Source organism: Thermus aquaticus (assembly GCF_001280255.1).
Taxonomy (GTDB): domain Bacteria; phylum Deinococcota; class Deinococci; order Deinococcales; family Thermaceae; genus Thermus; species Thermus aquaticus.
This window is the reverse complement of the sequence record NZ_LHCI01000106.1, coordinates 769,866-788,828: the sequence shown is the minus strand read 5'-3', so window position 1 is coordinate 788,828 and position 18,963 is coordinate 769,866. Positions and strand designations below refer to the sequence as shown.

Genomic DNA, 18,963 nt, shown 5'->3' with positions numbered 1-18,963 from the left:
ATGGAGGGCATGCTGGGGCTTAGGCGGGTTTATCTGGCCCGGCCTCGAGGCTTCTGCGCCGGGGTGGTCATGGCCATTGAGGCCGTGGAGCGCTGGGCCGAGGCCCTGAGGGACCAGGGGGAGCTCGTCGTCTACCACGAGATCGTCCACAACCGCACCGTGGTGGACCGCCTCCGGGGCAAAGGGGTCCACTTCGTGGAGGACCTGAAGGAGATAGAGGAGCTCCGCCAAAGGAGGCCGCTTGCCGGCACCCTGGTCTTCTCCGCCCACGGCCACCCGCCCCAGGTGCGGAAGGAGGCGGCCCGGATGGGCCTCACCATCCTGGACGCCACCTGTCCCCTGGTCACCAAGGTCCACACCGAGGCCAGGCGCTACGCCAGGGAGGGGTACTGGATCCTCCTCATCGGAGACTCCGCCGACCACCAGGAGATCAAGGGCACCTACGGGGAGGCCCCGGAGAGGACCATCCTGGTGGCCGTCCACACCCACGTGGGCAAAGACCCCCGCCTGGCCGACCCCCACACCGTGGCCGTGCCCGACCCCGAGCGGGTGGTGGTCCTGACCCAGACCACCCTCAGCGTGGACGACACCCTGGCCACCATAGACATCCTCAAAAAGCGCTTCCCCAAGCTGGTGGTGCCCCCTAGGAAGGACCTCTGCTACGCCACCCAGAACCGCCAGGAAGCGGTGAAGCGCCTGGCCCCCAAGGTGGAGGCCTTTCTGGTGCTCACCAGCCCCCACTCCTCCAACGGGATGCGCCTACTGGAGCTCGCCCAAAGCCTTACCGGGCGGGCCTACCGCCTCGAGGGCCCCGAGGACCTGCGCCCCGAGTGGCTCCAGGGCGTGGAGAGCGTGGGCATCACCTCCGCCGCCAGCACGCCCGAGGACCTGGTCCAGGGCCTCCTGCAAAGGCTTAAGGCCCTGAGCCCAGGCCTAGAGGTCATAGAGGAGGGGGAGTGGGAGGAAATCGCCTTCCGGGAGCCCAAGCCCCTTCCCCCTGAGGAGGCCTTGAAGGATGCCTGACCTCCGCCTGGCCGTGGCCCCCATGGTGGACCGCACCGACCGGCACTTCCGCTACCTGGTCCGCCAGGTGAGCCGGGGAGTGCGCCTTTACACGGAGATGACCGTGGACCAGGCGGTCCTCAAGGGAAACCGGGAGCGCCTTTTGGGCTTCCGCCCCGAGGAGCGCCCCCTGGCCCTGCAGCTTGCGGGCCACGACCCCGAAAGCCTGGCCGAGGCCGCGAGAATCGGCGAGGCCTTCGGGTACGACGAGGTCAACCTCAACCTGGGCTGCCCCTCGGAAAGGGCCCAGGAGGGAGGCTATGGGGCCTGTCTCCTAAGGGACCCCGGGCGGGTGGCCGAGATCCTCAGGGCCATGGTCCAGGCGGTGCGGGTGCCGGTCAGCGTGAAAATGCGCCTGGGCCTGGACGGAGGGGAGTCCTACCCCGCCCTGGCCCGGCTGGTGGAGCGCTTCGCCCAAAGCGGGGTGGAGGTCTTTATCGTCCACGCCAGAAGCGCCCTCCTCGCCCTCTCCACCCGGGCCAACCGGGAAATCCCTCCCCTGAGGCACGAGTGGGTCTACCGCCTAAAAGAGGACTTCCCCCACCTCACCTTCGTCACCAACGGCGGCATCCGGAGCCTGGAGGAGGCCTTGGCCCACCTCAAGCGGGTGGACGGAGCCATGCTGGGCCGGGCCGTCTACGAGGACCCCTTCGTCCTCGAGGAGGCCGACCAAAAGGTCTTCGGCCTCCCCCACCGGCCAAGCCGCCTCCAGGTGGCCCGGGCCATGCGGGCCTACCTGGAGGAGGAGGTGGCCCTGGGCACCCCGCCCTGGGCCGTTCTCCGGCACATGCTCAGCCTCTTCCGGGGTAGGCCCAAAGGGAGGCTCTGGCGGAGGCTTTTGAGCGAAGGAAGAAGCCTGAAGGCCCTGGACGAGGCCCTAAGGCTTGTGGAGGAAGAGGTAGGCGAGAAGGGCCAGGAGGAGGAAAAGGGCCCAGAGGGGAAAGCGGAAAGGGCGCTTGCGCTCCCCCGTGAGGGGGTCTAGGGCGGGCGGGGCCATCTTCAAGCGGGTCGCCCGCTTCATGTGGGCCACCATCTTGTCCAGGTCCCCTTTCTTCTTGTAAAGGGCGGCCAGGTTCTCGTGGAGGAGGGGGTCGTCGGGGCAGAGCTTCAGGGCCCTTTGGTAAAGGTCCAAAGCGGCTTCCAGCTCTCCCCTTTCCAGGTACAAAGTCCCCAAGTTGGTGAGGGCCCGGTGGTGAAAGGGGTCTAACTGTAGGGCCTTGTGGAAGCGGGCCTCCGCCTCCTCCCGCCTGCCCTCCCGCACCGCCTTCACCCCCAGGACCACCTCCCGCTCGGCGGCGAAGAGGGGGTCTTCTAGGGCCTCCGGGTCCCTCTCCAAAAGGTCCAGGCCCCCAAGGAGCCGCTCCCTCTCCCCCTCGGGGAACCCCTCGGCGTAGGCCCTGGCCCCCCCGTAGTCCTTGCGGCGGAGGAAGGCCAGGAAGCGGTCCAGGGCCTCCTTCATCCCCTCCAGTTTAGGGCCTCCCGGTAGACCCCGTGGTAGGCCAAAGCCGGCCCCCGCCAGGAGAAGTCCTTCTCCATGCCCCTGAGGCCCAGGGCCTCGGCCCCCAGGTGGAAAAGGCGCAGGACCCCGTAGAGGAGGCCCTCCGGGTGGTAGCTTTGGAAGAGGACCCCGGTCCGGCCGTCCTCCACGGTGTCCTTGAGGCCCCCCACCGCCCGGGCCACGGGGGGCGTGCCGTAGCGCTGGGCGATCATCTGCACCAGGCCGCAGGGCTCAAAGCGGCTGGGCACCAAAAGGGCCTCGGCCCCGGCGTAGGCCAGGCGGGCCATGGGCTCGTGGTAGGCCTCCAGGAAGGCCACCCGGCCCGGGTGGGCCTCCGCCGCTTCCCGGAAGGCCTGGGCCAGCCCCTCCTCCCCCACCCCCTGGACGTAGAGGCTGAAGCCCAGCTCCGTGAGGCGGGGAAGGGCGGCCTGGAGGAGGTCCAGGCCCTTCTGGAAGTCCAGCCGCCCCACGTAGGCCAGGATGGGGGGCTTCAGGCCCGTCTTTTCCCGGAAGGCCGCCTTGGCCAGGGCCTTCCCCGAGGGGTCCTCCCGGGTGTAGGGGGCGGGGAGGTGGGGGTCTTGGGCCGGGTCGTAGACCTCGAGGTCCAGGCCGTTCAGGATCCCCTTAAGCTTGCCGGCGTGGCGGCGGAGGACCCCGTCCAGGCCCATGCCCAACTCCGGGGTCTTGATCTCCTCGGCGTAGCTGGGGCTCACCGTGGTCACCCGCCGGGCGAAGACGATCCCCCCCTTCATCAGGTTGACCTGGCCGTAGTACTCCAAAGCCTCTATGTGAAAGAGGTTCCAGGGAAGCCCCGTCCAGTGGAAAAAGGGGCCGGGGTCCACAAGCCCCTGGTGGGCCAGGTTGTGGATGGTGTAGACCGTGGGGGCGAGGAGGGCGAGAAGGGCCGCCGTCCAGTCGTGGGCGTGGACCAGGTCGTAGCCTTGGGCCAGCCTCCCCGCCGCCAGGGCGAAGCGCAGGTAGCGCTCCTGGTCGTCGGGGTAGCCGTAGACCCGCTCCCGGCCAAAGCCCTCCACCCCGAGGAGGAGGAAGCGCACCCCCCCTTCCACCCGCTCCCCCAGGGGGGCCACCTCCTCCCGCCCGGCGAAGGTGAAAAGGACCTCGCCCACCCGCCTGGCCTCGAGGCCCCCGTGCCAGGGGAGGAGGACCTCGGCCTCCACCCCTAAGGGCCTCAGGGCCTTGGGCAAGGCCCCCACCACGTCGGCGAGCCCCCCTACCTTGATCAGGGGGTAGGCCTCCGGGGCCACGTGAAGCACCCGCATGGGCTAAGGATAGCCCCCCCAGGACCCGGAAGGAAGGGGCCTCGCCCCCTCCAGGTCCCCCAGGTAGAGGTAGGCCCAGGCCTCCAAGGGGCCCTCGGGGGTCTCCGCCCGCCCCCTCACCCGCCTATACTCCACCCCCTCCTCCTCCAGCTCGTCCAGAAGGGGTAGAGCCTCAGGGTCCAGGAAGAGCACCTCCCCCTCCACCCAGCCCTCCCCCGGCACCATGGCCGGGTAGGGGTAGGGGCGGCCTCCCCCTTCCAGGTGGAAGAGGCGGAAGCCCAAGACCCTCCCGGGAAGGACCCGGTGGAGGTAGGGGGCCACCAGGGCGTGGTTGCGCTCCCCCCGCTTGAGGGTGCCGTAGACGAAGACCCGCTCCACTACTCCCCCAAAAAGCGGTAGCCCATCCCCACCACGGTCTCAATGAACCGGGGGGCCTGGGCGTCGTCCTTGAGCTTCTTGCGCAGGAGGCGGATGTAGGCGTCCACCACCCGCTCCGAGCCGGGAAAGTCCGGCCCCCAGACCCTCTCCAGAAGCTCCTCCCGGGTGTAGACCCGGCCCGGGGCCTGGACCAGGGTCAGGAGGAGGTTCATCTCCGTGGGGGAAAGCTTTAGGGGCTCCCCCTCCAAAAAGGCCTGCCGGGCCTCCAGGTCCAGCTCCAAAGGGCCAAAGCGCCGCCTCCCCTCCTTGCCCGCCCGGCGCAGGAGGGCCTTGATGCGGGCGAGGAGCTCCTTGAGGGAAAAGGGCTTGCCCAGATAGTCGTCGGCCCCCTCCAGAAGCCCCTCCACCCGGCTATCCTCGTCGGCCCGGCCCGTGAGGAGGAGGACGGGCAGGAGGGGGTCAAGCTCCCGGAGCTCCTTGAGGACCTCGAGGCCCTCCATGTCGGGAAGGCCCCGGTCCAGGACCACCAGGTCCGGGCGCTCCCCCTCAAAGACCCGCCCCAGGGCCTCCCCCCCGGAGCGGGCCCAGAAGACCTCCATCCCCTCCTTCTCCAGATAACGCCGGACCAGCTCCCCCACCTGCGGGTCGTCCTCCACCAATAGAATGCGCGCCATAATCCTTACCCGAATCCCTACCTTCCCAGAACCAGCACCACCCCGGGGTACTCCCCCTCGGGCAGGCCCAATAACCGGGCCACGGCCTCATCGTAAAAGGTCTCGGCTGGGTAGGCAGCCAGACCCTGGCCCACCGCGGCCAGAAAAGCGAGCCCCGTGGCGTAGCCCACCTCCAGAAGAGCATACCGGTACCCCCTGATTCCAAACAAGGCCTCGCTGCGCTCGGGGACCAGGGTGAAGACGAGAAGGGCGGCCGCCTTGTCCAGGGGAAGGTCCAAAAGGGCCTGGGACCAGGCAAGGGCCTCGGCCCTGGCGGAGAGCTGGAAGAGCTGGTGCTCCTTGGGGAAGTAGTGGTAGACTCCGGGGAAGACCCCCTCCACCCGGAAGGTCACCAGATAGGCCTCGAGGGGGTAGGCCTCCCCCGCCGAGGGAAAGCCCCGCCCCCCCTCCCGCTCCGCCAAGGGGTAGAGGATCTGGGAGAGGTCCTTGAGGGAGAGCGCCGAACCCACCTGGGGGAGGAGGGGCTTGAGGTGGGACAGGGCCCGGAAAAGGGGAGGCCCCCCATCCTGGCGGAAGGGGGGAAGGGCCTGGGTCTCCAGGGGGTTGGCGTAGACCTTGGCCTTGGGCTTCCGCCTGAGGGGGAGCTCGTCCTCCGGGCTCAGGCGGGAAAGGCGGTAGAAAAGCTTTCCCGGGTGCTTCTCCATGGCTAGAAGCGGTAGCTTTTGGGCACCACCACCACGCCCTCGGGGGTCACGGTGAAGCCCCGGGCCCGGTCCAGCTCCAGGTCGTAGCCGATCTCGGTGTGGGGGGGGATCTTCACGTTCTTGTCCACGATGGCGTTCCTTATGCGGCAGTAGCGGCCCACCTCCACATCGTCAAAGAGGACGGAGCGCTCCACCAGGCTGTAGGAGTTGACCCGCACCCGGCGGAAGAGGACGGACTCCCGCACCGTCCCCCCGCTCACGATCACCCCACCCGCCAGGAGGCTATTCAGGGCCCGGCCCACCCGGTCCCCGGTCTCGTGGACGAACTTGGCCGGGGGGCTGAAGAGGTTGGCGGTGCGGAGGGGCCACTCGGGGTTGAAGAGGTCAAACTCGGGGATCACCTTGACCAGGTCCATGCTGGCCTCGTAATAGGCGTCCAGGGTGCCCACGTCCCGCCAGTAGAGGTTGGGCCCTTCCTGGCCCGGAATGGGGTTGCGGTGGAAGTCATAGGCGTAAACCCTATACCCCTCCTTGAGGGCCTTGGGGATCACGTCCTTGCCGAAGTCGTGGCTGCTGGTTTCGTCCCTGGCGTCGGCCTCCAGGAGCTCAAAGAGGACCTCGGTGCGGAAGATGTAGTTGCCCATGGAGGCCAAGGCCAGGTGGGGCCTGCTGGGGAGGGGCTTGGGGGCCTTGGGCTTTTCCTGGAACTCGGTGATGCGCCACTCCTCGTCCACCTGCAGGACCCCAAAGCGGCTCGCCTCCTCCACCGGCACGGGGTAGGCGGCGATGGTGATGTCCGCCCGCTTCTCGTAGTGGTACTCCACCATGTGGCGGACGTTCATCTTGAAGATGTGGTCCCCGCCGAAGACGGCCACCGCCTTGGGGGCGTGGTTCTGCACCAGGTGGAGGTTCTGGTAGATGGCGTCGGCCGTGCCCCGGTACCAGACGGGCCCCAGCTCCTCGTAGCGGTACATCTGGGCGGGCACCAGGAGGATGAAGTGGTCCTCCAAAAAGGCCCCGAAGCGCCAGTAGCGCTGGATGTGCTCCGTGAGGGACTGGGCCTTGTACTGGGTGAGGACGTAGATGGCGTAGATGCCGGAGTTGACGAAGTTGTTGAGGACGAAGTCAATGATGCGGTACTTGGCCCCGAAGGGCACCGCGGGCTTGGCCCGCTTGGCGGTGAGGGGGTAGAGGCGGCTCCCCTGCCCTCCCGCCAGGATCATGCCCAGAACCTCCACCTTCACCATAAAATCCCTCCTTGCCCGCCAGTTTACCCCAAGGCGGCCGGGGCAAAGGTCCGGGTATAGTGGGCCCGATGCGGGTCCAACGCCTTCGCTGGTTCACCCCTCCCACCGCTCCCAAACCCGCCCCGGCCTTCTTCGGCCAGGAGCGGGCCCTAAAGGCCCTCGAGGCCGCCTTCCGCCACGGCGGGCACGGGTACCTGGTGGGGCCTAGCGGCCTGGGCAAGCGCAAGCGGCTTCTGGCCTATCTCCAGGGCAGGGCCTTCCCCAAGGAGGAGCTAGTCTACCTCCCCCTGGGAGAGGAGGCCTTCCCCCTCCTCCTTCCCGAGGGGAAGGGCAGGGCTTTGGTGGAGGGGGTGGAGGCCCTCATGGCCGAGTTCACCCCAGCCCTCTTCCGGGAGAAGGGCTTCCTCTACGCCAAAAGCCTGGTGGAGTCCCGCTACGAGAAGGAGGCCGAAGCCCTTCTAGAGGCCCTGGCGGAGGAGGCCAAGGGGCACGGCTTCACCCTTGCCGAGGGGGAGGGCGAGCTCAGGCTCTCGGGGAAGGGCCCCCTGCCCCCGGAGCTTTCCGCCAGGCTGGAGGAGACCATCCTGGCCTACCTGGACCTGCGCCAGCGGGCCCAGGCGGAGGTGGCCGCCCTCAGGCGGGGCTTCGCCGAGCGCTTCCTTCTACCCAAGGCGGAGGGCCTGAAGGCCCAGTTCCCCGAGGCCGGGCCCTATCTGGACTACCTCCTGGAGAACCTCCTCAGGGCGGCGGCCCTGGAGGAGGAGCCCGCCCTGGAGGCCCTCTTCCCCAAGCTCCTGGTGGCGGGGGGAACGCGGGTGGTCCACGAGCCCAACCCCACCCCAGAACGGCTTTTCGGCCACCTGGAGTACGAGGCCAGGGAGGGGGTCCTCTCCACCCACCTGGGCCTCCTCCGGCCCGGGGCCCTGGTCCTGGCCACGGGGGGGGTGCTGGTCCTCGAGGCCCACCGGGTCCTGGAGCTGGGGAGCTACCCCCTCCTCAAAAGGGCCCTGGCCACGGGGGAGGTGGAGCCCCTCACCCCCAGGCCCGAGGTCCGGGGCCCGAGGCTCAAGCCCGCCCCCTTAAGGGCCCAGGTCTTCCTGGTGGGCCCGCCCGAGGTCCTGGCCCTCCTGGAGGAAGACGAGGAGTTTTTGGAGCTTTTCCCCTTCCGGGTGGAGTTCAGCCCGGAGATCCCCTACACCGAGGAGAACGTGGCCTACCTGGGGGGCTTTCTGGAGGCGGAGGGGGTGGCCGTCACCCCGGAGGGCGTGGCGGCCCTGGCCGACGAGGCCCGCCGCCTGGCGGGGCACCGGGACCGGCTGGACGCCAGGCTCTACCGCCTCCTGGACCTAGCCAAGGAGGCCGTGGCCTACGGAAGCCCCCTGGACCGGAAGGCGGTGGAGCGGGCGGTCCTGGCCCGGGAGGAGCGCTTTGGCCTGGAGGAGGAGCTCTACCTGGAGGAGCTCAAGGAGGGCGTGGTGGCCCTCGAGGTCCGGGGGGAGCGGGTGGGGGAGGTCAACGGCCTGGTGGTGGTGGAGGGCCCCTTGCCCGCAGGCCGCCCGGTGCGCATCACCGCCCAGGCGGGGCCCGGGCGGGAGGGCATCCTCTCCATTGACCGGGAGGTGGGCCTGGGGGGGCAGGTCTTCCACAAGGCGGTCCTCACCCTGGCCGGGTACCTGCGGGGCACCTACGCCCAGGTGGGGGCCCTCTCCGCCACCGTGAGCCTGGTCTTTGAGCAGAGCTACGGGGGCCTGGAAGGGGACTCGGCGGGGCTCGCTGAGCTTCTGGCGGTTCTTTCCGCCCTGGCGGGCCTCCCCCTGAGGCAGGACCTGGCGGTGACCGGGGCCGTGGACCAGACGGGAAGGGTTCTGGCCGTGGGCCGGGTGGCGGAGAAGGTGGAGGGGTTTTACCGGGTGTGCCGGACCCTGGGCCTCACCGGCACCCAGGGCGTGGTACTCCCCAAAGCCAACCTCCCCCACCTCACCCTGAAGGAAGAGGTGGTGCGGGCGGTGGAGGAGGGCGCCTTCCACCTCTACGCCGTGGAGGAGGTGGACGAGGCGGTGGAGCTCCTCTTCGGCCGCAAGGCCTACTGGGTCCACGAGAGGGTGCGGGAAGTGCTGGAACACTTCCAGAAGTTGGAAAACGGGGAGGAAAAGGCTTAGCGGCCGGGCTCCAAAAGGAGGGTCCTCCCCTCCCCGGCGAAGCCCATGGGGAGGTAGTCCCCCCGAGCCCACAGGGGGAGGAGGTCGGCGTAGTGGGGGGAGAGGAGGTGGCCCGCTTGGCCCATGGGGTGGACGAAGAGGGAGGCCTCCATATCGGCCAGGTCCACGATCTGGCGGTAGCTGGGGCCGTGGTCCATGCGGAGCGTCCTAGGGTCAAAGGGCCCCACGTTGACCGTGTAGCGGTCCCCGCCGAAGGGCAAGGCGCGGTCGCTGAGGCGCTTTAGGGGGGTGTGGCTGAGGACGGCGTGGGCGAAGCCCGCCCGGTGGACCTCCCCCCAGGCCCTGGCCTTCAGGGCCTCTTTGCGCTCCAGGGCCCGCTCCAGGGCCAAAGCGGCGTAGTCCAGGCAGGTCTCCTTGTACTCGGTCTCGGGCTGGTCGCAGTTCTTATCCCCCTCCCGCATGGCCCGAAGGAGGTAGCGGGGCTCGTCCCAGTAGGCCTCCCCCACTTCCCTCTCGGGAAGCCGGGTGAGCTCGGTGTACCAGAGGGCGAAGACCAGGGCCTCCTCGGAGGAGGCCGCCATGGTGCCGTCCCAGGCGAGAAGCCTCTCCCGCCAGACCCGGGCCCTCTCGGAAAGGGGGGAAAGAAGCTCCAAAACGGGGCGGAAGTCCCGGTAGAGGAGGCTCTTTTGGTCCTGCTGGATGGCCTTCATGTCCTCGAGGGAGAGCTTTTCCTTGCCCAGGATCAGTTCCTCTATGCGCCTGGCCCGGTAGGGCTCGGCCCAGTCGTAGGTGAGGGCGTAGGGGAAGCCCTCGGGGGTCACCTTGTGGTTGGCGGTGACGATGTAGCCCCTGGGCGGGTCCAGGACCTGGGGCCACTCCTCGGGCCTGCGGTAGCCCAGCCAGTCCCAGTCCCCATTGCCGGGCACCGGCACCATGCCCGTGTGCCCCGCCTTGCGGATGGGGAACTTCCCGGGGGCGATGTAGCCGATATGGCCTTCCACATCGGCGTAGACGAAGTTCTGGCTGGGGGCGGAGTAGTCCCTTAAGGCGGCCACGAAGGAGGCCCAGTCCCGGGCCCGGTTCACTCCCAGGAAGGCCATGAGGATGTGGTCCTCTGGGTCCAGGCTCACCCAGCGAAGGGCCATGGGGGTCTTGGGGGGGTCCTGAAGGGCGTCGGTGATGACGGGGCCGTAGACCGTCTCCCGCACCTTGAAGACCTCTTCCCTGCCTCCCTTGACCCGGATCCTTTCCTCCCGCACCCGGTAGGGGCGCACCTGGCCCTTGTAGCGGTACCCCCCGCCCGCCTCCTCCAGGAGGTAGAGGTCCTGCACGTCGGCCCCCACGTTGGTGACCCCCCAGGCGATGCGGTCGTTGCGGCCGATGACGATGCCGGGCACCCCGGGGAGGCTGGCCCCGATGGCCCGGTAGCCGGGGGCCTCGAGGGCCATGAGGAACCAGAGGCTTGGGGCCTGGAAGCGGAGGTGGGGGTCGTCGGCCAGAAAGGGCTTGCCGGTGGTGGTGCGGCTTCCCGCCACCACCCAGTTGTTGCTGGCCTCGAGGAAGCGGGGCGGGGCCATCTGGAGAAGGACCGAGGGCGCCTCCTCCCGCTTGATGGGCAGGCGGAGGTCCTCGGCCCTGAGGATGGTGGGGGCGTCCTCGGGGTAGGGGGGCAAGAGCTCCAGAAGCCGCTCTGGGGAGACACCCCGGGCCAGGAGGCGGTGGCGCAAAAGCTCCTCCTCCCAGTTGCCGGAGAGGTCAAAGCTCATCATCTTGGCCCAGACCAAGACGTCGGGGCCCGTCCAGGGCTCGGGACGGAAGCCGAGGAGGGTGAACTCCGGCGGCAAGGGGGCCCCAGAGGCCAAGAAGGCGTTCACCCCGGCGGCGTAGGCGTCCACCGCCTCCTTCTCCTCGGGGTAGAGCCTTTCGTAAGCCGCCTCGGCCGCGCGGTAGAAGCCCCAGGTGCGGAGAAACCGGTCTTGGGGAAGCGTGGCCTCCCCCAGGACCTCGGAGAGGCGCCCCTGGCCCACCCGGCGCTGGAACTCCATCTGCCAGAGCCGCTCCTGGGCGTGAGCGAAGCCCTGGGCGAAGAAGAGGTCCCTAAGCGTCGCCGCCCGGATCCGCACCACCCCCTTTCCGTCCCGCACCACCTCCACCGGAGCGGAAAGCCCCTTCAGGGCAATGCGGCCCTCCTCTTGGGGCAGGGAGGACCTCAGGTAGAGGTACCCCGAAAGGGCCAGGAGAAGGACCAGGAGAAGCCCTAAGGCCAAAAGCCAAGCCATCGCCCGCAAGAAGCGCTTCATGGTTGGCAGGAAGCATACCATAACCCCATGGACCTCCTGCGCGCCTCCTTGAGCGGGGTTTTCCTTGGGCTTCTCTTTTACCGCCTGGGCCTTCCGGGCGGGGCCGTGGTGGGGGCCATGCTGGGCACGGGCCTCCACCAGCTCCTCGCCTCCCCCGCCCCCATCCCCAAGGGCCTGGACCTCACCGTACAGCTCGCCGCCGGGGTCTTGGTGGGGCTTTCCTTCCGGAAGGAGCTCCTCTCCCCCAAGCTCCTCCCCTATGCCCTCCTCAGCGCCCTCGCCTTCCTCGCCCTCGCCCTCCTCCTCGCCTTCCTCCTGGCCAAGCCCCTGGGCCGGCCCCCCCAGGCCCTCCTCTTCGCCCTGGCCCCCGGGGGGATCACGGGCATGGGGCCCTTGAGCCAGGCCGAGGGGGGAAGCCCCGCCCTGGTGGGGGTCTTCCACACGGTGCGCGTCCTCGCCCTCTTCCTCCTCGTCCCCTTCCTCGCCCGGCTTCTTAGGTAGAGTAAAGGCATGCGGCTGGAGTTTCTGGAAAACGGCCCCATCCGGGTAGAGGGTAGGCGCTTCGTGGTGCGCGTGGGGGAGAAGGAGGAGGTCTTGGAGCGCCCACGGGTCTTCCTCTGCCGCTGCGGGGGTTCGGCCAACAAGCCCTTCTGCGACGGCACCCACAAGCGGATCGGCTTCCAGGCCTCGGGCGGGACCTTGGAGGTGGAAGGCGACTGACCCGCTGGTCAATCCCGGCCGGAGGGGGTAAACTCCGGGGGCTATGGGCGCGATGCGCTACCGGAAGCTCGGCAAGTGGGGCCTGAAGGTTTCCGAGATCTCCCTGGGCGCCTGGGTCACCTTCGGCGACGCAGTCAAGGACAAGGAGACGGTGCGGGAGATCGTCCGGATCGCCTACGAGGGCGGGGTGAACTTCTTTGACAACGCCGACGTCTACGCCCGGGGCCTGGCGGAGGAGGTCATGGGCGAGGTCCTGAAGGACTACCCCCGCCACACCCTGGTCCTTTCCACCAAGGCCTACTGGCCCATGTCCGAGGACGTGAACGACCGGGGCCTGAGCCGCAAGCACCTCCTGGAGAGCATCACCAAAAGCCTGAAGCGCCTCAAGACCGACTACGTGGACCTCTTCTTCGCCCACCGCTACGACCCCGAGGTGCCCATGGAGGAGATCGTCTACGCCATGCACACCATCGTGGAAAAGGGCTACGCCCTCTACTGGGGCACCTCGGAGTGGCCCGCGGCAAGAATCGCCGAGGCCGTGACCTTCGCCAAGGCGAACGGCCTCCACCCGCCCGTGGTGGAGCAGCCCCAGTACTCCATGCTCTACCGGGAGCGGGTGGAAGGGGAAATCCTTCCCGAGGCCGAGCGCTTTGGCATGGGCCTGGTGGTCTGGAGCCCCCTGGCCATGGGGGTTCTGGCGGGCCGGTACGACGAGGGCATCCCCCAAGACAGTCGCTTCGCCCGATACCCCCAGTTCATGGAGCGCCTCCTGACCGAGGAAAACCGCCAGAAGGCCCTGAAGCTTAAGGCCGTGGCCGAGGAGCTGGGCCTCACCCGGGCCCAACTGGCCCTGGCCTGGGTCTTAAGGCTTCCCGGGATCTCTAGCGCCATCACCGGGGCCACCCGTCCCGAGCAGATCCGGGAGAGCCTGGGAGCGGCGGGGGTAGACCTGCCGAAGGAGGCCCTGGAGAAGATTGAGGCCATCCTCCGGGGTGAGGCCTAAGGAGCCGGGGCCAGGCCCAGGTGGACCAGGTAGCGGGCCTCGCCCTCTTCCTGGCGAACCGGGGAGAGGGCGGCGTAGCGGTGGTAGAGCCCAAGAAGCTCCCGCTGTAAGGCCTTGGCCTCCTCCCGGCGAAGGTAGAGCCCGGCGCTCCAAAGGTTCAAAAGGGGCGGGAAGTCCTCGGCCAGGATATCGGGCTCTTCCTCAGAGCCGAACTCCAAAAGCCCCTCCGGGTTGAGGAAGACCCGTAAGATCGCCCCGTAGCCGGGATCGTGGGCTTCCAGGGCCTTTTGCCACTCCTCTTGCCAGCTTTGGGCGGCCTCCAGGGCCCGCAGTACCCTCTCCGGCACCAGTTTCCGGAGGATGCGGAAGTCGGTGTCCACCGCCCGGTAAAGCCGGATGGGCCTGCCCCGGCGCCTCCTGACCCCCACGGGCTCCAGGAGACCCGACTTTAGGAAAAGCCCCACCAGATAGTGGGCCCTTTGCAGGCTGATGCCCCGGGCCTGGGCCAGGTCCTTCACCGTGGCCGGGCCCTTCATGAAGGGCTTCAGGCAGACCGCAAGGTCCGGATCGGCGAGCAGACGGGCCGCCAAGGGGTGCTCCACTAGGTAGGCCATGGCTCTGCTCCAAATCCCCGCTTGCTCCTGGAGTAAAGGAGGGGCAAGAGTGGGAGGGTGCGGGGTTTTGCCGCCTTTCGCGTCCTCTGGCTGGGCCAGGCCCTGGCCCTTCTAGGCCGGGAGATGACCTGGTTCGCCCTCACCCTCTACGCCTACCAGAAGACGGGCCAGGCCACCACCCTCTCCCTCCTGGGCTTCTTCCACTTCCTCCCCCTGATCCTCCTCTCCCCCCTGGCCGGGGCTTTGGTGGACCGCTACCCCAGGAAGTGGGCCATGCTGGCCGCGAACCTCGGCGGGGGGCTGGCCACCGGCTTCCTCCTTTTGCTCTATCTCCTGGGCCGCCTCGAGGTCTGGCCCCTCTACCTGGTCTCCGCCCTCACGGGGGCCCTCTCCAGCCTCCACTGGCTCGCCCTCTCCGCCGCCTTGTCCGCCATGCTGGAGAAGCGGGACTACGCCCGGGCGAGCGGCATGATGAGCCTGGCGGAGTCCCTGGCTAGGGTGGGGGCCTCCATCCTGGCCGCGGCCCTCTTGAAGCCCCTGGGCCTCGGGGGGATCTTCGCCCTGGACCTTCTGGGGGCAAGCGCCGCGGTCCTCAGCCTTCTCCTGGTACCCATCCCCAACCCGAGGCTCGAGGCCCGGGAGAAGACCTCCTGGATAGGGGAAGCCCTCTTCGGGTTCCGCTTCATCCTGGAAAGGCCTCCCCTCCTCGGCCTCCAGCTCATGTTCTTCGGGATCAACTTCCTCACGACGCCAAGGAGCCTTTATGAGAGCTTCCTGAGTTACGTGGGCGTTACCTTCCCCTTGCTACCCTGGGGCCAACCCGTAAGGGGGTGAAGGAGATGCAGGAGGTCAAGGTCGGCGGCCGGACGCGGCGGGTTTACGTGAGGCCCTTCGCCTGGAACCTGCACGCGTCCTCCCACATGGAGTGGGTCCCGGATGGAAGGCTCCTGGTGGTGGAGCGCACCACGGGCAAGGTGAAGGACGTCACCAAGGGTGGGGACATGGAGGAGGCCAAGCCCTTCGCCTGGGGGCTCCAGGGGCCCTCCAGCACGCCATGGCCTCATGCGTACGCTTCTCCCCTGATGGCGAAAAAATGTTCGTCTGCTCACCGCAGAGTGGGGCAATTTGGCAAGTAGAGGGGTTCTCTGGATAAGCCTGCTTTGCAGACAAAGCATCTTTTCGCCGAGTCCCTAGGTGTCTTCGGGGGGAGCCTGGCCTTCACGGTCCTCAGGCTCCTCCTGGGTCTCGAGGAGACCCCCTGGGCCCTGGCCCTCCTGGCAGCCCTTCCTTACCTCACCCTGCCCCTGGACCTCCTCGCCGGCCTCCTCCTGGACCGGCTGGACCGCAGAACTCTCCTCCTCGTAGGCGTCTGGCTTAGGGCCGGGATCCTCGGCCTCCTCGCCTTTCTCCCCAAGGAGCCCCTCTTCCTCCTGCCCCTGGCTTTCCTCTTCCAGGCTGTCCTGGCCCTGGACCTCCCGGCCTGGCACGCCCTCCTGGTCCGCCTGGCCCGAGACCGGCTGGAGCGAGAGGGGGGAAGGCTGCAGGCGGCCCAGCTCCTCGGGGACAGCCTGGGGGACCTCCTGGCCGCCCCCCTCCTGCTCCTCGCCAAGCCCCTGCCCTTCGCCTTGGGAGGGCTTCTCCTCGCGGGAGGGGGCTTGCTCCTCCGGGACCTCCCCGCCTACCCACCCCCGCGGGCGGCGAAGGGGGAGGGCTTCACCTTAGGGGCCCTCTTCGCGGGGCTCGCCTTCCTCCTCGGAGACGGGAGGCTCCTTCCCCTCACCCTCTACGCCCTGGCCATAAGCTTCATCTCCGGGCTGGCCCTGGCCCTCCTGCCCCTCGTGGCCCTGGCCCAGGGGGCGCCCCCCGCCCTCTACGGCCTCTACCCCTGGGGCCTCTCCATAGGGGGCTTCCTGGGAAGCCTCCTGGCGGGAAGGATCGGGCCCTGCCTCGGGGTTTGGGGCGGGCACGGGTTGAGGATCCTGGGGCTTGCCCTCCTCCTCCTGCCCTTTCCCTTCGGGCCCCTGGGAACCTTCCTCGCGGGGGTGGGCGGTGCCTTGGACGGGGTCCACCTCCGGGCTTACCGGCAACGCCTCGCCCCGGAGCCCCTCCTGGGCCGGGTACAGGCGGGGTCGGTGGCCCTCCTCTCCTCAGGAAGCCTCCTCGGCATCCTCCTTGCTGGAGGCTTGGGGGGGCTTAACCCTCGCGCCCCCCTCCTCACCGCCCTCCTGGGCCTCCTTCTCCTCCTGCCCTTGGCCTTGGGGCCTCTGGGCTGCGGGCGGCTCCTCGCCTTGAGGGAGGGGAGGTCCCCGTGAGTCTTCCCCTTCTCCTCTTCCTCGGTCCCTGAGCGGGAAGGGGGTGGACGGGCCAAGGTAGATCCCGATTCCCTAAAGCGGACTGGCTAACCTGGAAGGGGGTGAAGGAGATGCCCAAGGCGGTGCAGGAGGTCAGGGTCGGCGGCCGGAGGCGGGTCCACCAAATGGCGCAAAAAATGTTCGCTTGCTCTATTTCCGGCCTCCGGCGGGGTGGTCTGGGTGATATGAGGAGGTTCTCTCCACATGAGGCATAGCGCGTCTGTCTTGGCCGAGGCCCTGAGCAACCTCGGGGCCTCCCTAGGCTTTAGCGCCCTCGCCCTGGAAGTAGCCCGCACGGGGGAAGCTTTCTGGGTGGGCTTCTTTGCCGCCTTGGGCTACCTCACCCTGGGACCCCTTCTCTTCCTCAGCCCTTGGGTGGAGCGGCAGGGCCTAGCCCGGGCCCTCCTAAAGTTGCGCCTGGCCCGGGGCCTTCTATTCCTTCCCCTTCTTTTCCTGCCGCGGGAGGCTGCCCTCCTGGTCCTCTACAGCTATCCCCTCATGGTCCTCACCGACCTCGCCGTCGTGGCCTGGGAGGGTCTCCTGGTGAGGCGGGACCGGGGCAGGCTGGCGGAGAGGAGCGGCAAGCTCTACGCCGCCTGGGAGGTAGGAGGTCTGGCGGGGACGGCCCTCGGCCCTATCCTCTTCATCCTCCATCCTGCCTTGCCTTACCTGCTTTCCACCGGTATCCTCCTCCTGGCCTGGACCCTCCTCCGCTCCGACCTCCTGGGGGAGGAAGGCTCCGACCTCCTGGGGGAGGAAGAGAGAAAAGAAGGGGAAGCGAAGCCCGAGGGCTTGGGCCGGGCTCTTCGCCGCCTCCTGGCCTGCACGCCCCTCAGACCCTACCTCCTCATCTCGCTCTTCTTCACCCTGGCCCACGCCCTCACCACCGCTCTGCTGGGCCTTTTAGTCCTCCGAGCGGGCACTCCGGAAGCCTTTTTCGGCTTGGTCTTCGCCCTGCAGAGCCTGGGCTACGCCCTGGGGAGCTACTTTGCCGGCCGGGTCCCACTGGCCTTGGCCTTTAGGCTGGGCCCATTAGGGGCGGCCCTCGGGGGGATGGGCTTTCTCCTGCCCTTTCCCCTTCTCCTCGCCGCCCCACCCCTCTTGGGCCTGGCCGTGGCCCTCCTCAGCACCCACCTGCGGGCGGTGCGGGGTTGGCTCCTGCCCGAGGTGGGCCTGGCCCCAAGTCTCGCCGCCATCCGGGCCCTCCTCTACGGGGCCGGGGCCCTGGGGGGCCTGGGAGCAGGGGTCCTGGGCCAGGGGGATCCATCCCTGCCCCTCCTCCTGGGGGCCTCGGGATTCCTGGTGCTTCTCCCTTTCACCCTCGGACCCCTCCACCCTAAGCGGCTGGAAGCCTTGAGGCAGAAGGTGGAGTGAAGCATGACACCAAACTTCCTCTTCACCCTCCTGGAGGCCCTGCGGATGGTGGCGCCGGAGAGAAGTAGGTGAACCCCCGTAGGTTCCCCCCCGAAGCCCCGGGGCCGGGTAGCGGTGGGGTTACTGGCTGGGGCGGGACTTCACCTACTCCTGGCGGGGGGGCTACTCCTTAGGCTTCGCGGCCCTTTCGGGGCGGCGGAGGGCGGCGTAAACTCAGGGGCATGGAAAAGCTGGAAGCCCTGAAGCGCCTCTTTCCGGGAAAGGTGGACCTCTCGGAAAGCGAGCGCCTGCGCCACGGAAAGGACGAGGGCTACCCCCTGGCGAGGCCGGTCTTGGCCGTGGTCCACCCGGAGAGCGTGGAGGACGTGCAGAAGGCCCTCCATTGGGCCCGGGAGTGGGGGGTGGCGGTGATCCCCTTCGGGGCGGGCACGAGCCTCGAGGGCCACCTCTACCCCACTCGGGAGGCCATCAGCCTGGACCTGAGCCGGATGAACCGCCTCCTGGAGGTGAGGGCGGAGGACTTCCTCTGCGTGGTGGAGCCCGGCCTCACCCGCAAGGCCCTGAACGAGGCCCTTAAGGGCACGGGCCTCTTCTTCCCCGTGGACCCGGGGGCGGACGCCTCCTTGGGGGGCATGGCGGCCACCAATGCCAGCGGCACCACCACGGTGCGCTACGGGGGGATGCGGCAAAACGTCCTGGCCCTCCAGGTGGTCCTGGCGGGCGGCGAGGTCCTGGAGCTAGGGAGGCCGGTGCGCAAGACCTCTTCGGGCTACGACCTCAAGGACCTCTTCATCGGAAGCGAAGGCACCCTGGGCATTATCACCCGCCTCACCTTAAGGCTCCACCCCCTCCCCGAGCACGTCCACACCCTAAGGGTCTTCTTTCCCGGGGTGGAGGAGGCGGTGGAGGCGAGCTATAGGGTCATGACCACGGGGCTTCCCGTGGCCAGGCTGGAGCTTTTGGACGAGCTCGCTATGCGGGCGCTGAACCGGTACCTGGGGGCGGGCTTCCCCGAGCGCCCCGCGCTTTTCCTGGAGTTCCACGCCTCCACGGAGGAGGCCCTGGAAGCGGAAAGCACCCTGGCCCTGGAGCTCATGCGGGAGGCAGGCGCCCTCTCGGTGGAGGCCGCCAAGACCGAGGAGGAGCGCAAAAGGCAGTGGGAGGCCCGGCACCAGGCCTACTGGGCCCTGGTCCACCTTTACCCCGGCCACCATTTCGTCATCACCGACGTGGCCGTGCCCCTCTCCCGCCTGGCCGAGATGGTGCGCTACGCCCAGGGCCTCATGGCGGAGATGGGCCTAGCGGGCAACATCCTGGGCCACGTGGGGGACGGCAACTTCCACACCCTGGTCCCCGTCCTCCCCGAGGCCTACCCCAAGGCGGAGGCCTACGCCGAGAGGCTGGTGGAAAGGGCCCTGGAGCTTGGGGGTACCTGCACCGCCGAGCACGGCGTGGGCCTCAGGAAGAAGAAGTTCCTCCCCAAGGAGCACGGGAACGCCCTGGAATGGATGCGAAAGATCAAGGCCCTCCTGGACCCCGAGGGGCTTCTGAACCCGGGGAAGGTGCTTGACATATCCCCTTCCCCCGGCTATAGTTGAG

At 68.6% G+C, this 18,963-nt stretch carries 18 protein-coding genes and 1 pseudogene; 11 read left to right on the top strand and 8 right to left on the bottom strand.

The window, feature by feature from the left end; translation table 11 throughout:
• Window positions 1-1,023 carry a 4-hydroxy-3-methylbut-2-enyl diphosphate reductase gene (gene ispH / locus BVI061214_RS05260; protein ID WP_053767560.1) on the top strand — a complete coding sequence of 341 codons (1,023 nt, stop codon included), beginning with the start codon at window positions 1-3 and terminating at the stop codon, window positions 1,021-1,023.
• A complete protein-coding gene (gene dusA / locus BVI061214_RS05255; protein WP_053767559.1) occupies window positions 1,016-2,044 on the top strand; it encodes a tRNA dihydrouridine(20/20a) synthase DusA in 1,029 nt (342 codons plus the stop codon). Before ispH ends, dusA begins: the two co-directional genes overlap by 8 nt.
• Here the strand turns inward: dusA and BVI061214_RS05250 are convergent.
• From BVI061214_RS05250 to glgC, 6 genes are read right to left on the bottom strand one after another with little or no spacing between them, the layout of a single operon-like run.
• Window positions 1,940-2,521 (bottom strand): tetratricopeptide repeat protein, encoded by a 582-nt coding sequence (locus BVI061214_RS05250; RefSeq protein WP_053767558.1) that lies wholly within the window; start codon window positions 2,519-2,521, stop codon window positions 1,940-1,942. The two genes, dusA and BVI061214_RS05250, sit on opposite strands and share 105 nt — an antisense overlap.
• Window positions 2,518-3,840 (bottom strand): glycogen synthase, encoded by a 1,323-nt coding sequence (locus BVI061214_RS05245; protein WP_053767557.1) that lies wholly within the window; start codon window positions 3,838-3,840, stop codon window positions 2,518-2,520. The genes BVI061214_RS05250 and BVI061214_RS05245 overlap by 4 nt, the downstream gene beginning before the upstream one ends.
• A gap of 3 nt (window positions 3,841-3,843) precedes the next feature.
• Window positions 3,844-4,218 carry a gamma-glutamylcyclotransferase family protein gene (locus BVI061214_RS05240; protein WP_053767556.1) on the bottom strand — a complete coding sequence of 125 codons (375 nt, stop codon included), beginning with the start codon at window positions 4,216-4,218 and terminating at the stop codon, window positions 3,844-3,846.
• On the bottom strand, window positions 4,218-4,892 hold the full coding sequence (locus BVI061214_RS05235; protein WP_003043787.1) for a response regulator transcription factor: 675 nt from the start codon (window positions 4,890-4,892) through the stop codon (window positions 4,218-4,220). Before BVI061214_RS05235 ends, BVI061214_RS05240 begins: the two co-directional genes overlap by 1 nt.
• Before the next feature lie 17 nt (window positions 4,893-4,909).
• The gene (locus tag BVI061214_RS05230) at window positions 4,910-5,596 is read right to left on the bottom strand and encodes a SagB/ThcOx family dehydrogenase (RefSeq protein WP_053767555.1); all 687 of its coding nucleotides are present in this window, start codon (window positions 5,594-5,596) and stop codon (window positions 4,910-4,912) included.
• 2 nt (window positions 5,597-5,598) lie between these two features.
• The gene (gene glgC, locus BVI061214_RS05225; protein ID WP_053767554.1) at window positions 5,599-6,843 is read right to left on the bottom strand and encodes a glucose-1-phosphate adenylyltransferase; all 1,245 of its coding nucleotides are present in this window, start codon (window positions 6,841-6,843) and stop codon (window positions 5,599-5,601) included.
• Window positions 6,844-6,911: 68 nt separating this feature from the next.
• Between glgC and BVI061214_RS05220 the strand changes: the two genes are divergently transcribed.
• Window positions 6,912-9,002 carry an AAA family ATPase gene (locus BVI061214_RS05220; protein WP_053767553.1) on the top strand — a complete coding sequence of 697 codons (2,091 nt, stop codon included), beginning with the start codon at window positions 6,912-6,914 and terminating at the stop codon, window positions 9,000-9,002.
• On the opposite strand, the gene BVI061214_RS05215 is transcribed toward BVI061214_RS05220, so the two are convergent.
• The gene (locus tag BVI061214_RS05215) at window positions 8,999-11,302 is read right to left on the bottom strand and encodes a penicillin acylase family protein (protein WP_053767552.1); all 2,304 of its coding nucleotides are present in this window, start codon (window positions 11,300-11,302) and stop codon (window positions 8,999-9,001) included. The two genes, BVI061214_RS05220 and BVI061214_RS05215, sit on opposite strands and share 4 nt — an antisense overlap.
• Before the next feature lie 27 nt (window positions 11,303-11,329).
• Between BVI061214_RS05215 and BVI061214_RS05210 the strand changes: the two genes are divergently transcribed.
• From BVI061214_RS05210 to BVI061214_RS05200, 3 genes are read left to right on the top strand one after another with little or no spacing between them, the layout of a single operon-like run.
• Entirely contained in the window at window positions 11,330-11,803 is a 474-nt protein-coding gene (locus tag BVI061214_RS05210; RefSeq protein ID WP_053767551.1) for an AbrB family transcriptional regulator, read from the top strand.
• A gap of 9 nt (window positions 11,804-11,812) precedes the next feature.
• A complete protein-coding gene (locus BVI061214_RS05205) occupies window positions 11,813-12,022 on the top strand; it encodes a CDGSH iron-sulfur domain-containing protein (protein WP_053767550.1) in 210 nt (69 codons plus the stop codon).
• Window positions 12,023-12,065: 43 nt separating this feature from the next.
• Complete coding sequence (locus tag BVI061214_RS05200) at window positions 12,066-13,025, top strand: aldo/keto reductase family protein (RefSeq protein ID WP_003043765.1); 960 nt, start codon at window positions 12,066-12,068, stop codon at window positions 13,023-13,025.
• On the opposite strand, the gene BVI061214_RS05195 is transcribed toward BVI061214_RS05200, so the two are convergent.
• Complete coding sequence (locus BVI061214_RS05195) at window positions 13,022-13,639, bottom strand: hypothetical protein (protein ID WP_053767549.1); 618 nt, start codon at window positions 13,637-13,639, stop codon at window positions 13,022-13,024. The genes BVI061214_RS05200 and BVI061214_RS05195 overlap by 4 nt on opposite strands.
• A 57-nt stretch (window positions 13,640-13,696) precedes the next feature.
• Between BVI061214_RS05195 and BVI061214_RS05190 the strand changes: the two genes are divergently transcribed.
• The 5 genes and pseudogenes from BVI061214_RS05190 (at window position 13,697) to BVI061214_RS05170 (ending at window position 18,962) form a co-directional block, all read left to right on the top strand.
• Entirely contained in the window at window positions 13,697-14,473 is a 777-nt protein-coding gene (locus BVI061214_RS05190) for an MFS transporter (protein ID WP_248841725.1), read from the top strand.
• Window positions 14,474-14,478: 5 nt separating this feature from the next.
• A pseudogene (locus BVI061214_RS05185) lies at window positions 14,479-14,688 on the top strand (hypothetical protein); the annotation flags it as partial.
• 111 nt (window positions 14,689-14,799) lie between these two features.
• Complete coding sequence (locus tag BVI061214_RS14025) at window positions 14,800-15,951, top strand: MFS transporter (protein ID WP_053767548.1); 1,152 nt, start codon at window positions 14,800-14,802, stop codon at window positions 15,949-15,951.
• 243 nt (window positions 15,952-16,194) lie between these two features.
• Window positions 16,195-17,364, top strand: a complete 1,170-nt coding sequence (locus tag BVI061214_RS05175; RefSeq protein WP_053767547.1) for a hypothetical protein — start codon at window positions 16,195-16,197, stop codon at window positions 17,362-17,364.
• A gap of 221 nt (window positions 17,365-17,585) precedes the next feature.
• Window positions 17,586-18,962, top strand: a complete 1,377-nt coding sequence (locus tag BVI061214_RS05170; protein WP_053767546.1) for an FAD-binding oxidoreductase — start codon at window positions 17,586-17,588, stop codon at window positions 18,960-18,962.
• Window position 18,963 lies beyond the last annotated feature (1 nt).

What these genes read in the sequence shown, in the direction of transcription:
- ispH (WP_053767560.1), top strand. Translation starts at nt 1, where the DNA reads ATGGAGGGCATGCTGGGGCTTAGGCGGGTTTATCTGGCCCGGCCTCGA.
- dusA (WP_053767559.1), top strand. Translation starts at nt 1,016, where the DNA reads ATGCCTGACCTCCGCCTGGCCGTGGCCCCCATGGTGGACCGCACCGAC.
- BVI061214_RS05250 (WP_053767558.1), bottom strand. Translation starts at nt 2,521, where the DNA reads ATGAAGGAGGCCCTGGACCGCTTCCTGGCCTTCCTCCGCCGCAAGGAC.
- BVI061214_RS05245 (WP_053767557.1), bottom strand. Translation starts at nt 3,840, where the DNA reads ATGCGGGTGCTTCACGTGGCCCCGGAGGCCTACCCCCTGATCAAGGTA.
- BVI061214_RS05235 (WP_003043787.1), bottom strand. Translation starts at nt 4,892, where the DNA reads ATGGCGCGCATTCTATTGGTGGAGGACGACCCGCAGGTGGGGGAGCTG.
- BVI061214_RS05230 (WP_053767555.1), bottom strand. Translation starts at nt 5,596, where the DNA reads ATGGAGAAGCACCCGGGAAAGCTTTTCTACCGCCTTTCCCGCCTGAGC.
- glgC (WP_053767554.1), bottom strand. Translation starts at nt 6,843, where the DNA reads ATGGTGAAGGTGGAGGTTCTGGGCATGATCCTGGCGGGAGGGCAGGGG.
- BVI061214_RS05220 (WP_053767553.1), top strand. Translation starts at nt 6,912, where the DNA reads ATGCGGGTCCAACGCCTTCGCTGGTTCACCCCTCCCACCGCTCCCAAA.
- BVI061214_RS05215 (WP_053767552.1), bottom strand. Translation starts at nt 11,302, where the DNA reads ATGAAGCGCTTCTTGCGGGCGATGGCTTGGCTTTTGGCCTTAGGGCTT.
- BVI061214_RS05210 (WP_053767551.1), top strand. Translation starts at nt 11,330, where the DNA reads ATGGACCTCCTGCGCGCCTCCTTGAGCGGGGTTTTCCTTGGGCTTCTC.
- BVI061214_RS05205 (WP_053767550.1), top strand. Translation starts at nt 11,813, where the DNA reads ATGCGGCTGGAGTTTCTGGAAAACGGCCCCATCCGGGTAGAGGGTAGG.
- BVI061214_RS05200 (WP_003043765.1), top strand. Translation starts at nt 12,066, where the DNA reads ATGGGCGCGATGCGCTACCGGAAGCTCGGCAAGTGGGGCCTGAAGGTT.
- BVI061214_RS05195 (WP_053767549.1), bottom strand. Translation starts at nt 13,639, where the DNA reads ATGGCCTACCTAGTGGAGCACCCCTTGGCGGCCCGTCTGCTCGCCGAT.
- BVI061214_RS05175 (WP_053767547.1), top strand. Translation starts at nt 16,195, where the DNA reads ATGAGGCATAGCGCGTCTGTCTTGGCCGAGGCCCTGAGCAACCTCGGG.
- BVI061214_RS05170 (WP_053767546.1), top strand. Translation starts at nt 17,586, where the DNA reads ATGGAAAAGCTGGAAGCCCTGAAGCGCCTCTTTCCGGGAAAGGTGGAC.